Genomic DNA, 12,326 nt, shown 5'->3' with positions numbered 1-12,326 from the left:
CCGAGGTGGTCCACCACGAGGGGGGTGGGGAGTGAGGCGAAGAACGTGTCCAGCTCGGCCAGTTCGGCGCCCTCGAAGTAGAGGACGACATGCCAGCCCAGCGAGGCGATCTTCCGCGCGATGACGGCCAGATCATCCTTCGGGGCCGAACTGACCAGGCGCTTCAGGAAGTTGAAGCGCACGCCCCGCACACCCGCCTCGTGGAGCCGGCGCAGCTCGGCGTCGGTGACGTCCGGGCGCAGGGTCGCGATCCCGCGCGCTCGTCCGCCGGCGGCCCGGACGGTGTCGACCATCGCGCTGTTGTCGGCGCCGTGGCAGGTGGCCTGGACGATGACGTTGCGGCTGACACCGAGGTGGTCGCGGAGGGCGAACAGCTGGTCGGCGCTCGCGTCGCAGGGGGTGTACTTGCGTTCCGGGGCGAACGGGAAGACGTCGCCCGGTCCGAAGACATGGCAGTGTGTGTCGACGGTCCCCGGCGGGAGGGCGAAGGTGGGGCGGGAGGGGTTCTCGTACCAATCCAGCCAACCGGGCGTCTTGGTGAACTCCGGCCTCGGCTCTGAACCTGACTCCGAACTCGACTCTGAACTCATGAGTTGCTTGGTTGCCTCTCTGCTCTGTTCTTCCGGTGTCGGCGGTGCCGGCGTCAGTCGATGTACGTGAGGCCGGCGGCGGCGAGCGGTTCGCGCATCGCGTACATGTCCAGGCCCAGCTCCCCCGCCGCGAACCGGCGGCGCTTGTCCTCCTCGTTGGCCTCGCGGCGTGCGGCCTCTTCGGCGACCTCGCCGGCCCGTTCGGCCGGGACGACGACCACCCCGTCGACGTCGGCGACGACCACGTCACCGGGCCGGACGAGCGCGTTGGCGCAGACGACGGGGATGTTGACCGAGCCCGGGGTCGCCTTGACCGTTCCCTTGGCGTTGACGGCCCGGCTGAAGACGGGGAAGTCCATCTCCTCCAGGGCCGCGATGTCGCGGCAGCCGCCGTCGATGACCAGACCGGCCCCGCCCTGCGCGCGTACGGACGTCGCCAGCAGTTCGCCGAAGAAGCCGTCCTCGCACTCGGTGGTGCAGGCCGCCACGAGGACGTCGCCCTGGCGCAGTTGCTCGGCCGCCACGTGCAGCATCCAGTTGTCGCCCGGTTGCAGGAGCACGGTGACCGCCGTACCGCACAGCGCGGCGCCGGGGTAGACGGGCCGGATGTACGGGCGCATGAGCCCGGTGCGTCCCATCGCCTCGTGCAGTGTGCTGACGCCGAACGGCGCGAGCACGTCGACGTCCGCGCGGGCCGCGCGGGTGATGTTGCGGTGCACAACTCCGATGTCGTTCATGGTTTCTGCTCCTTCCGCCCGGTCCGGGATCCGGTCAGCGCCCCTGCTGTGTCAGCAGGGCGTCCAGACGCGGGTACACGGTGCGGGCGTTGTTCTCCTGGATGTCGGCGAGTGCGGTGGTGGAGAGTCCGGCGGCCTCGGCGTAGCGGCGGGTGTCGTCGAAGTGGTGGCCGGTGGCGGGATCGATGTCGCGGACGGCGCCGATCATCTCCGAGGCGAAGAGGAGGTTGCGTACGGGCAGCACATCGAACAGCAGGTCGCTGCCCGGCTGGTGGTAGACGCAGGTGTCGAAGAAGACATTGCGCAGCAGATGCTCTTCGAGCGGCGGTTTCCCGAGCGCCATCGCCAGCCCGCGGAAGCGGCCCCAGTGGTAGGGGACGGCGCCACCGCCGTGCGGGATCACCAGCCGCAGGGTGGGGAAGTCCTTGAACAGATCCCCTTGGAGCAGCTGCATGAAGACGGTGGTGTCGGCGTTGAGGTAGTGCGCGCCGGTCGTGTGGAACGCCGGGTTGACGCTGGTGCTCACATGGACCATGGCCGGGATGTCGTACTCGACCATTTTCTCGTAGACCGGGTACCAGGAACGGTCGGTGAGCGGTGGGGCCGTCCAATGGCCGCCCGACGGATCGGGGTTGAGGTTGAGCGCGACAGCGCCGTACTCCTCGACGCATCTGGTCAGCTCCGGGACGCAGGTCGCGGGGTCGGCACCCGGTGACTGCGGGAGCATCGCGGCGGGGACGAAACGCTCCGGGTAGAGCCGGCTGACGCGGTGGACCAGTTCGTTGCAGAGGGCGGCCCAGCGTGCGGAGGTCGCGAAGTCACCGATGTGGTGGGCCATGAAGGAGGCGCGCGGGGAGAAGATCGTGAGGTCGATGCCGCGTTCGTCCATCAGCCGGAGCTGGTTCGGTTCGACGCTTCGGCGCAGGTCGTCGTCGCTGACGCGCAGGTCGCGGGGGTCCGGGGCGGCGGCCGGGTCCTGGAGTCCGGCGATCTGCCGGTCGCGCCACTCCTGGAGCGCCGGTGGCGCGGTGGTGTAGTGACCGTGGCAGTCGATGATCATCGCTGGGGCTCCTCGGGGGACGTGGCGTAGAGGTGTCCGGGGTGGAGGTGGCCGGGTACGAGCACGTCACCGGCCATGATCAGTCGCGCGGTGCGGACCAGGGCGGATCCGGTGACGCGCGGTGGCTCGCCTTCCCCGGCGCCGGGTTCGAGGCCCAGTTCGACGCTGAACTCACCGGCGGGATGCTCGACGGAGACGGTGATGGCGGCGGGGGCGGCGTTGTCGGGGGCGCGATCAGCCTTCGCACCGGTGGCCTTCGCGTGGGCGACCGTGCCGTCGAGCACACAGGCCGTGGCCACGGTGACGGCGGCGAGCACCCCGATCGACTCGTGGCAGACATGCGGGATGAAGCTGCGCGTACTGATCGTGCCGCCGTGGGTGCCGGGCGCGACGAGGGTCATCTTGGGATAGTTCTTGCTCGTCACGTCGCCGAGCCCCATCAGCGCGCCGCAGGCCAGTCGCAGGGCTTCGAGACGGCCCCGAAGTTCGGTGTCCGCGTTCAGGGCGGCGACGGACTCGGCGCCGGTACGGCCTAGGTCGGCGGCGTCGATGATCACCAGCGGCTGTCCGTTGTCGATGCAGGTGACCTCGATGGTGCCGACGCCCTCGACCGTCACGCGGTCGCGGGCGCGGCCCGTGGGGAGCAGCGCGGCGCAGACGGAGCCCGCGGTGTCGAGAAAGTTGACGGTGACGGGCGCGGCGGTGCCGGGAACACCGTCGATGTGGGTGTCGCCGGCGTACGCGACATGGCGCCCGGGCCCGGTCTCGTCTCGCGGTGTGGCGACGGTGATCTCGGCCGTCAGGCCGGTGTTGAGGGTGTGCACCCGCGCCGTGGTCGTGTCGCCGCGCGGGGCGAGCAGTCCCGACTCGACAGCGAAGGGGACGACGGCGGCGAGCATGTTGCCGCAGTTGGCCGTGGTGTCGACGACGTCGCTGTCGGGCTGGAGCTGCGCGAACCGGAAGTCGAGGTCGGCGTCGGCGCGGTCGCTGTGGCCGACGATGCCGACCTTGCTGGTCAGCGGCGCCGCACCGCCCAGACCGTCGATCTGGCGGGGGTCGGGGGATCCCATCGCCGCCAGGAGTACGGCGTCGCGGGCGCCGGGGTCCGACGGCAGGTCGGTGGCACGGAAGAAGGGTCCGCGTGAGGTGCCGCCGCGCATCAACCAGCAGGGAATCGCCACTTGCTCTCCGCGCCGTCGCGGACGGGGACCGGGACGGGGACTGACTGGGGGCCGTGGTCCGGCCGACGTGGGTTGCACCGTTGCTCTCCCTGCTGCCTTGCTCGTGCTTCTTGCGTCGCTTGTGCGTCTTGTGCGTCTTGTGTTCCGTGTGTTGTTCACGGCAACTTAACCGTCGACACGATTGTTGACAATGTCGTGGACGAAAAATTTCCCGCCCTCGTCGGCAAAGACCGCGCGCTCGATAGACTCTGTGCGACCGAGGGGACACGGGAGAGGCGAAGATGGCAGACGCGGCAGAGGTGGCAGGGACGGCGGACAAGCGTGTGACCGGCCAAGAGGGACGGCGCGTCGTGAGTGCGGGGATCCGTCGGGCACTGTCGTCGGGCGACATGGTGCCGGGACAGCGACTGGTCGAACAGGAACTGTCCGAGACGTTCCACGCCACACGCAGCAGCGTCCGCGAGGCGTTGCAGGATCTCGCCGCCGACGACCTGGTCGAGCTGATCCCCCGCCGGGGCGCGCGGGTACGGGTGATCTCCGTGGACGAGGCGGTGCAGATCACCGAGTGCCGCGCCTCGCTGGAGGGGCTCTGCGCACGACGGGCCGCCGAACTGGCCACCGAGGAGCACCGGGAGGTGCTGCGCGAGACTCGGGAGAGCATGCTCAAGGCCGTCGCCGCCGGTGACCCGGAGACGTACTCCGCGCTCAACCGCCGGCTTCACGACTTCATCGCCGAGATCAGCGGACAGAAGGTGGCGCAGGGGCTGCTTGACCGGCTGAACGGGCAGATGGTGCGCTTCCAGTTCCGCCTCGCGCTACGCCCAGGCCGCCCCGCTCAGTCACTCCCCCAGCATGTGGCGATCATCGACGCCGTCCTGTCCGGCGACGCCGAGGCGGCGGAGGCGGCGTCGCGGGCCCATCTGGACAACGTCGTCGAGGCGTTGCGGGCGACACCCGGCCAGGGTGATCCCGCAGCGGGCGGCTGACCGGTCCGGGCAGCCGCCCGGCTCACGCCGTCGGGGCCGTGTCGTCCTCGTCGGGGGTCTCACGGTTGAGCGGGAAGTGCCGCAGAAGGATGAGCAGCCACCAGTACTTCGCGGCGGTCGGCGACACGAGGGTCATCGGCACCGACGTCGCGAAGACGACGGCGACGATCGACCCTTCCAGCACCGTCCGGCGGGCACGCGCCATCGGCACGTCCGGCTTCCGCAGGTCGGGGTGACGCAGGAGGTGGTACGCCATCCCCGTCGTCAGCAGCGACGCGAGGCCGATCACACCGCCGTACACCGCCGTGGCGACGGCCGTGTCGCCGTACTCGCTGACGAGCCGGGTCGGGAAGGGCAGCGCGGCGACGTCGGCCAGGAGCGCGAAGTACAGGTAGAGCAGCGGGCGGTCGATGCGGCCGACCAGCGCGAACATACGGTGATGGGCGAGCCACAGCAGTCCGATGACGCTGAAGCTCAGCAGGAAGGCGCCCACGTCGGGCAGCACGTCGCGCAGCGCCTCGTCGACCTGTCCCTCCGGCAGACCGTTCGGCACGTTGATGTCCAGCGCCAGCAGGGTGATGGCGATGGCGAACACGGCGTCGCCGAAGGCCAGGAGCCGTTCCGGCGTGACGGTCGGCGCCGGGTGTCGTGGGCGGTACATCCGTCTCCCGGTGAGGTCGGGGTAACTTGCGCACTCTGATGGCATTTGCGCGCTTTCGGCCGAGCATATCCAGCCACACGGAAAATCACGGGCGCCCGGGGCGTCTTCTGCCCTACGGTCCGGCCTATGGACGATGAGGACGGTTACTTCAGCGAGCGCGTCGCGGCCACGTACGACAATCCGGCGGCGCGGGAGTTCCAACCGGAGACCGTGGCACCCGTCGCCGAACTACTGGCGGATCTCGCCGGCGACGGCCCGGCCCTCGAACTCGGCATCGGTACGGGGCGGGTCGCCCTCCCGCTGGCGGCGCGTGGAGTGCCGGTCCACGGCATCGACCTGTCGCGGGCGATGGTCGCGCGGATGCGTGAGAAGCCGGGCGGCGACGCGATCGGGGTGACCATCGGGGACTTCGCGACGACGAAGGCGGGCGGGACGGAGGGGAAAGGGGCGTTCTCCGTCGCGTATCTCGTCTTCAACACGATCATGAATCTGACGACGCAGGAGGCGCAGGTGGCCTGCTTCCGCAACGTCGCCGACCAGCTCGCGCCCGGCGGCTGCTTCGTCATCGAGACGATGGTGCCCGACCTGCGGAAACTGCCGCCCGGCCAGAACCTCGTACCGTTCCACGCGAGTGACACCCGCTGGTCGTTCGACAGCTACGACGTCGCGACGCAGGAGATGAGCTCCCACCATGTGGAGGTCGTCGACGGGCGCGGCACGTACTGGTCGGTGCCGTTCCGGTACGTCTGGCCGGCGGAACTCGACCTGATGGCCCAGCTCGCCGGGATGCGGCTGCGCGACCGGTGGGCGGACTGGGGGCGCGAGCCGTTCACGAACGAGAGCACCGGGCACGTCTCGGTCTGGCAGAAGCCGGCCCACTGACCGCGGGGCCGGAGGTTGCCATCTCACCACCGCACAGGCCCAGTTGACTGAACTGCGGGTGCACGGGAGCACTCGTCGTCACCGGTAACGTAGAGACGATCTTGCAGCCGAGCGAGGTTGAACCGGTACGGGGGAGGCACTCATGCACGCGGTGGCCGAGGACGAGATCCATGACGAGTACTTTCCGCTCGTCCCCAGCCCGCCGGACGGCGCCCACTGGTCGGCGCCCGCCGATCTGGAGCAGTATCTGTACAGGCTGGCCCGCGCCGGCAGGGCGTACGGCTATCTGCGGGCGCTGGCGATCGAGGGCGTCTACTACCCGGTCGCGCTCGACCAGACACAGGCGGCCGAGGAGGGTTCGTACCCGATCCTGACCACCGGGACGCCCGAGGGCCGCACGGTGGCGCACGTCTACACGGCGGGCCTGCTGCCCCGGCCACACCCGTATCTCGTCTTCGAGTACGCGACGCTGGGCGCCCTCGCGCAGATCCTCCCCGACGACGTGGCCATGCTCGCCGTCAATCCGGCCACGCCCTGCGAGCAGCACTTCCACACGGACGACGAGGAGCGCGACGTGTGGCTGGACCTGCACCACGAGCTGTTCTCCTCCGACGAGTTGATGAACCGTCTGGTGACCCGGCGCACCGGCGCTCTCCCCAGCGGAGCGCTGCTGCACGGTCTGGCCTGCGGCGCCCACCTCTGCTTCACCAACGGCGACGCGTGGAACACCGCGCACTGGCACGGCATGGGTTACCGGGGCGAGCGGGAGCGGGTCGCGGAGTCGTGGAGCGTCCATGGCCGCGAGGACTGGCTCGCGATGGAGGAGCGGCTGCTGGAGCGCGAAGTCAGCCCGTGGTACTGGGACTTCGTCCTCGGAGCGCGTACGGCGCTGATCGCCGCGCAGGGCACACGTGTCGATGCCGAGCAGTGGCGCGACTGCGTGGAGGCGACGCTGCGGGACCAGGCCGTCCGCAAGGTGGGGTCGTCCGGCGAGGACGCCGAGTTCGAGGAGTTCGTGGCTCATCTGCGGTCGCTGGTGGGCAAGTTGCTGCGGTACGAGTCCCGCTTCCGCGCCGACGGGCTGCTGCCGCCCGACGGTGTCGTCCGGTCGGTCGCGGCGTGGGACGTCGGCCGCGCCTCCAAGATGGCCCGGTGGGGCCGGGGCTCCCGGTATGCCACCGAGGCGGAGATGCGGGCCGCGCTCATACGCGCCTCGGACGTCGCGCGGTCGGTGTACGACTCGTGGGAGGAGTTCTCGGCCGGCTATGTGCTGGGGCGGTGTCTCCACTTCGACGAGGAGGAGTTCGGCCCCTGGTACACGACGGTGCTCGACGCCCACCAGGCGCTGGCGACGGCGCCGGACAGCCCGTGGCGGACGGTGCCGTTCGGCGCGTGACGCCGGCCACACGGGGCCGGGCTTCTCCCGAACTCGCCGTCGCACCAACGGTGTTCGTGCTAGCGTCCGAATCCTGGCGACACAGCAGCCAGGCCGTTCGGGAGCCCGGATCTTCCCGAGGAGACGGCCGAAGGGTCTCGGGCCCCTGGATTCCATGACGGCGCACGGTCGGTTCCCGACTCCTGACCAGTGATCGCCAAGCCGGGTTGGTGAGAACGGGTTGAGTCATGTGGCCACTTCTTCCGGTACTTCGGGGCTCACGAGCGCTGAACTCGGTGCTCGCCCATCTGCCGCTGCTGGGTGCGTCCCTCCTGCTGCTTCTCTTCGGCGTGACCGCGGTGTGCTGCCCCTCGCGGTACGGGCACTTCCACACGCTCCTGCGTGAGGTGCGCGGCTGGAGCCGGGAGATCCGCCGCGGTTCCGGCGAGGCCGCCTCCTGATGCCGCACACGACCCACAAGCGCCTGGCCCGGCGGCGCACGGCGTACACGGGCGAGAGCTATCAGGAGGCGTACGAGGCTCTGCGTGCCTGTCCGGTCCCGCTGCCCGAGGCGGCGGACGACCACCAGCGGCGGTTGGAGTCACAGATCATGATCGCCCTGACCAGCACGTACGGCACGGCTCCGCCGAGGACCTGGACGCCGTCCAGCCATCCGTACGACCGCCCGCCGCCTCTCGGTGTCGAGAAGGCGCGTCCCACCGCGACCGGGCTCGAACTGGTCGTCTCACCCAGGTTCACCACCTGCCTCGCCGAGGCGGGCTTCATCAAGGGGGACCTGCCGGTCGGCGACCGGTACGAGCTGGTCGACCGGGTCGACGATCCGGCGCGGCAGGCCGCGCGGGTGGTCGTACGGGTGCGGTCGCCTCAGCACTCCGGTCGCCGTCGCGGTCGCGGTCACACGATCGAGGGACGAGTGATCGAACCACGGGGTGTGTGGTCGCTCGCGCTCAACCCGCGTTGGGCGTGCCGCGACTTCCAGATGGACAGTCCCGAATCCGCGCCGGTGGGAAGCCAGTTGCTGCGACGGGCGGCGCTCTTCTCCGACAGCGACGCGCTCCGGTGGATCACCACATGGACGGGGCACTACGGGCCGGCGCCGCTCACCTACGCCGAGTGGCTGCCCGATCGGGTCCCGGTCGCCCTGGCGGTCCGGCTGGCGGATCCCGTCTTCGGCGTCGCCGTGCCGAAGTCGCCCGAGGAGGATCCCTGGGAGCGCTGGTCGGGGGAGTATCGCTACCACGCCGGGCCGGAGCTGGACAGAATCATCGCCGGCCTGGAGCCCACGACACGCCTGACGGCGGATACCATCGACCGCCCGTTCGCGATACCGAACGCATCTCGCCCGTTCCCGCTCACTGAAGCGAACAGCAGCGAACAGACCTGACGGTCGAAGTCGAAGGAGAGCGCCCGATGTCCCCCAGCAGTCCGGTCCGCAGCACTCTGGCCGCCAATCTCCGCCGGGAGCGGAGCCGTCGCGGACTGTCGCTCTCCGAGCTGTCGCGGCTGTCGAAGATCGGCAAGGCGACCCTGTCGCAGCTGGAGTCGGCCACCGGGAATCCGACCATCGAGACGGTCTTCAGCCTCTCCCGCGCCCTGGGTGTGCCCATCTCGGATCTGCTGGACACCGGCCACCGGGAGTCGTTGACCGTGGTGCGGGCCGCCGAGGTGGACGTGTTGAGCGGCGAGGGTGTGGACCTGCGTCCGCTCCGGCGGATCGAGGCGGACGGGGTCATCATGGAGGTGTACGACCAGCAGGTACGCGCCGATTCGCGGCAGCCGTCGCTCGGGCACGCCGGCACCGAACACACCGTGGTGCAGAGCGGCACGCTGTCGGTGGAGGTCGACGGCCACCAGGTGGAGCTGGGCCCCGGCGACTACGTGTCGTTCGACGCCTCGCTGCCGCACCAGTACACGGCGAACGACGGACCCGTGCGTTCGGTGCTGCTGCTGCACTACCGGTCGGGCGGCGGCGCCCCGTCCGAGGCGCCGGGCACGCCGCACTGACGGCAGCACGGAGGGCGGCGCGCACGGGCCGTACGCGCGGTGGTACGCACGGATGCCGTTGACACCTCCGAAGCGTCGCCATAGCCTCAACCTCGTTCGTTAAACAGAACGCGGAGGACCGGTGAACCGAACACGAGTCGTCGTCATCGGCGCCGGGATCATCGGCGCCGCCTGCGCCCGCGAACTCGCCGTCGCCGGTTTCGACGTGCTCGTGCTGGACCGGGCCGGCGCCGCCGCCGCGACCACCTCGCACGGCGAGGGCAACATCCTGGTCTCCGACAAGGGTCCGGGGGCGGAGCTGGAACTCGCCCAGCTCTCACGGCAGTTGTGGCCCGAGGTGCTGGCCGCCGTCCGCGAGAACTCCGCCGGCCCGGCGCGCGGCGCGGAGGTCGTGGCCGGGGTCGAGTGGGATCCGAAGGGCGGCATCGTGGTGGCCACCACCGCCGAGGGCGCCGAGGGGCTGCGCCGGTTCGCCGACACCCAGCGCGCCGCCGGGGTCCGGGCCGAGGCCATGGACTCCGACGCCCTGACCGCCGCCGAACCCTTCCTCACCGAGCGGCGCACCGCCGCCGTGCACTACCCGGACGACGCGCAGGTGCAGCCGGCCGGCGCGGCCACCGCCCTGCTCGCCGACGCGCTCCGGGCCGGTGCCCGGCTGCGTACCGGACGCGAGGTGCGCGGCGCCGTCGTACGCGGCGGACGGCTGACGGCGCTGCGCACGGCGGACGGCCCGGTGGCGGCGGATGTGTTCGTCAACGCCGCGGGTCCGTGGTCCGGCGAGGTCGCCCGGCGGCTCGGTGTTCCGCTGGACATCCGCCCGCGCCGAGGCGAGGTCCTGGTGACCACTCCCCTGCCGCCGACGGTCTTCCACAAGGTGTACGACGCCGACTACGTGGGCGCGGTCGGCAGCGGCGCGGGCGATCTCCAGACATCGGCGGTCGTGGAGTCCACGCGGGCGGGCAGCGTCCTCCTCGGGTCGTCCCGGCGGCGCGTCGGCTTCGACGACCGGCTGCGCCCAGAGGTGCTGTCGGCGATCGCCGCCAAGGCGCTCAGACTCTTCCCGTCGCTCGCGGGCGTGCCCGTGATGCGGGCGTACGGGGGCTTCCGCCCGTACGTCCCCGATCATCTGCCGGTCATCGGCGCCGACCCGCGGCTGCCCGGTCTCTGGCACGCGACCGGCCACGAGGGCGCGGGGATCGGGCTGTCGGTCGGTACCGCGCGGCTCATGCGCGAAATGCTGACGGGCGGTCAGACAACCATCGACGCAAGCCCGTTCCGGGTGGACCGGCCCGCGGTGCTCGGCACCGGCACCGACGCCCCCGACGTGTCCGAGGAGGAATCATGAGCCCACGTCTCGTACCGGCCGGGTCCGACCCGGTCCGACGCCGCGACCGGCCGCTCACCATCACGGTGGACGGCGAACCGGTCACCGGCATCGCGGGGCAGACGCTCGCCGGGGTACTGCTGGCCGCCGACCGGACTGCCTGGCGCCGGGCACCTTCGGGGGCGCCGCGCGGGGTGTTCTGCGGGATCGGTGTCTGCTTCGACTGTCTGGTGACGGTCAACGACGAGCGCGACGTTCGGGCGTGCCGCCGCCGCGCCCGGGACGGTGACGCGGTGACCACGCAGCCGCGGGCCACCGATGAAGGGCGGCAGGCAAAGTGACGGTGCGTCAGGTCGTTGTCGTGGGAGCCGGACCCGCCGGTCTCGCCGCCGCCGACGCGGCCCTGGCGGCGGGCGCGGAAGTGACACTGATCGACAGCGCCGAACGGCCCGGCGGCCAGTACCACCGCATGCTGCCCGACGCGTACGAGGCGGCCGACCCCGGAGCACTTCAGCACGGCTACGCCGCCTTCGACCGGCGCAGCCGCCGGGTGCTCGGGCACCCGCGCTGTTCCTGGTGGGCGGAGAGTTCCGTATGGGCGCTGGAGCGCCGCGACCCGGAGAGCGAGCCGGACGGGGCACCGCTCGTGCATGTCCTGAGCGGTACGCGGCGCCATGTGCTGACGCCCGACGCCCTCGTGCTCGCCACGGGCGCGCACGACCGGGTGCTCCCCTTCCCGGGCTGGGACCTGCCCGGTGTCTACACGGCGGGCGCGGCCCAGGCGCTGGCCAAGGGAGAGCGCCTGGTCGTCGGGGACCGGGTGGTGGTCGCCGGCACGGGGCCGTTCCTGCTGCCGGTGGCGGCGTCGCTGCTGGAGGCCGGGTCGCGGGTGCTCGCGGTCCTGGAGGCGGGCCGGCCGGGCGCCGTGACACGTGGCTGGCTGAGCCGCCCGTGGGAACTCGCCTCGCAGCTCGGCAAGTCCGGTGAACTCGCCTCGTACAGCACGGTGCTGGCGCGCCACCGGGTCCCGTACCGGTGGGGCACGGCGGTCGTCGAGGCGCGTGGTGACGGCCGGGTCGAGGAGATCGTCAGCGCCCGGGTCCGGGCGGACTGGTCGGTGGTGCCCGGCAGCGAGCGCGTCACCGCCGTGGACGCCGTGTGTGTGGGACACGGGTTCTCCCCGCGGTTGGAGCTGCCGGTCGCGGCCGGGTGCGCGCTGCGTCCGGCGCCGGACGGCGCGGCCGGGTCGCCCGCCGAGGCGTTCGTGGACGTGGACGACGAGCAGCGTACGAGCCGGCCGGGCGTGTACGCGGCGGGCGAGATCACCGGTATCGCCGGTGCCCCCGCCGCCCGCGCCGAGGGCTCACTGGCCGGCTGGATCGCGGCGGGCGGCGACCCCGCCGCGCGCACCCTGGTCGTCCTGCGCCGCAGCCGCGACCAGGGCAGGGCGTTCGCCGCCCGGCTGGCGCTGGCCCACCCCATCGGCCGGGCGGCGAACGCCCTGC

Annotated in this window: 14 protein-coding genes; 9 read left to right on the top strand and 5 right to left on the bottom strand. The window is 71.5% G+C overall.

Annotated elements, in window-relative coordinates; all coding sequences use genetic code 11:
* The 4 genes from BHU15_RS28385 to BHU15_RS28370 form a co-directional block, all read right to left on the bottom strand.
* Nucleotides 1-590, bottom strand: a 590-nt coding sequence (locus BHU15_RS28385; RefSeq protein ID WP_171908465.1) for an amidohydrolase family protein, incomplete at its 3' end; no start/stop codon positions are given.
* Nucleotides 591-643: 53 nt separating this feature from the next.
* On the bottom strand, nucleotides 644-1,327 hold the full coding sequence (ligK, locus tag BHU15_RS28380) for a 4-carboxy-4-hydroxy-2-oxoadipate aldolase/oxaloacetate decarboxylase (RefSeq protein ID WP_069629782.1): 684 nt from the start codon (nucleotides 1,325-1,327) through the stop codon (nucleotides 644-646).
* Nucleotides 1,328-1,361: 34 nt separating this feature from the next.
* Nucleotides 1,362-2,387 carry an amidohydrolase family protein gene (locus BHU15_RS28375; protein WP_069629781.1) on the bottom strand — a complete coding sequence of 342 codons (1,026 nt, stop codon included), beginning with the start codon at nucleotides 2,385-2,387 and terminating at the stop codon, nucleotides 1,362-1,364.
* A complete protein-coding gene (locus BHU15_RS28370; protein WP_255293238.1) occupies nucleotides 2,384-3,568 on the bottom strand; it encodes a 4-oxalomesaconate tautomerase in 1,185 nt (394 codons plus the stop codon). The genes BHU15_RS28375 and BHU15_RS28370 overlap by 4 nt, the downstream gene beginning before the upstream one ends.
* 281 nt (nucleotides 3,569-3,849) lie before the next feature.
* On the opposite strand from BHU15_RS28370, the gene BHU15_RS28365 reads away from it, so the two are divergent.
* A complete protein-coding gene (locus BHU15_RS28365) occupies nucleotides 3,850-4,554 on the top strand; it encodes a GntR family transcriptional regulator (protein WP_069629779.1) in 705 nt (234 codons plus the stop codon).
* 22 nt (nucleotides 4,555-4,576) lie between these two features.
* On the opposite strand, the gene BHU15_RS28360 is transcribed toward BHU15_RS28365, so the two are convergent.
* Nucleotides 4,577-5,215 carry a TMEM175 family protein gene (locus BHU15_RS28360; protein ID WP_069629778.1) on the bottom strand — a complete coding sequence of 213 codons (639 nt, stop codon included), beginning with the start codon at nucleotides 5,213-5,215 and terminating at the stop codon, nucleotides 4,577-4,579.
* Between the two features lie 126 nt (nucleotides 5,216-5,341).
* Between BHU15_RS28360 and BHU15_RS28355 the strand changes: the two genes are divergently transcribed.
* The 8 genes from BHU15_RS28355 to BHU15_RS28325 form a co-directional block, all read left to right on the top strand.
* On the top strand, nucleotides 5,342-6,097 hold the full coding sequence (locus BHU15_RS28355) for a class I SAM-dependent DNA methyltransferase (RefSeq protein ID WP_069629777.1): 756 nt from the start codon (nucleotides 5,342-5,344) through the stop codon (nucleotides 6,095-6,097).
* A gap of 142 nt (nucleotides 6,098-6,239) precedes the next feature.
* Complete coding sequence (locus BHU15_RS28350) at nucleotides 6,240-7,493, top strand: DUF1266 domain-containing protein (RefSeq protein WP_069629776.1); 1,254 nt, start codon at nucleotides 6,240-6,242, stop codon at nucleotides 7,491-7,493.
* Nucleotides 7,494-7,768: 275 nt separating this feature from the next.
* Nucleotides 7,769-7,933 carry a hypothetical protein gene (locus BHU15_RS40425; RefSeq protein ID WP_171908464.1) on the top strand — a complete coding sequence of 55 codons (165 nt, stop codon included), beginning with the start codon at nucleotides 7,769-7,771 and terminating at the stop codon, nucleotides 7,931-7,933.
* Complete coding sequence (locus BHU15_RS28345; protein ID WP_069629775.1) at nucleotides 7,933-8,877, top strand: hypothetical protein; 945 nt, start codon at nucleotides 7,933-7,935, stop codon at nucleotides 8,875-8,877. Before BHU15_RS40425 ends, BHU15_RS28345 begins: the two co-directional genes overlap by 1 nt.
* A 26-nt stretch (nucleotides 8,878-8,903) precedes the next feature.
* Nucleotides 8,904-9,497: a helix-turn-helix domain-containing protein gene (locus tag BHU15_RS28340; RefSeq protein ID WP_069629774.1), complete on the top strand. Its 594-nt coding sequence runs from the start codon at nucleotides 8,904-8,906 to the stop codon at nucleotides 9,495-9,497.
* 121 nt (nucleotides 9,498-9,618) lie between these two features.
* Nucleotides 9,619-10,842, top strand: a complete 1,224-nt coding sequence (locus BHU15_RS28335; RefSeq protein ID WP_069629773.1) for an NAD(P)/FAD-dependent oxidoreductase — start codon at nucleotides 9,619-9,621, stop codon at nucleotides 10,840-10,842.
* The gene (locus BHU15_RS28330) at nucleotides 10,839-11,162 is read left to right on the top strand and encodes a (2Fe-2S)-binding protein (protein WP_069629772.1); all 324 of its coding nucleotides are present in this window, start codon (nucleotides 10,839-10,841) and stop codon (nucleotides 11,160-11,162) included. The genes BHU15_RS28335 and BHU15_RS28330 overlap by 4 nt, the downstream gene beginning before the upstream one ends.
* Before the next feature lie 20 nt (nucleotides 11,163-11,182).
* Nucleotides 11,183-12,326 (top strand): NAD(P)/FAD-dependent oxidoreductase (locus BHU15_RS28325; protein WP_255293237.1); only part of this gene is annotated, 1,144 nt, incomplete at its 3' end.

Source organism: Streptomyces niveus (assembly GCF_001723055.1).
In the GTDB taxonomy this organism is placed as follows: domain Bacteria; phylum Actinomycetota; class Actinomycetes; order Streptomycetales; family Streptomycetaceae; genus Streptomyces; species Streptomyces niveus.
The sequence above is the reverse complement of the archived record's forward strand: the minus strand, read 5'-3'. Positions and strand labels throughout refer to the sequence as shown.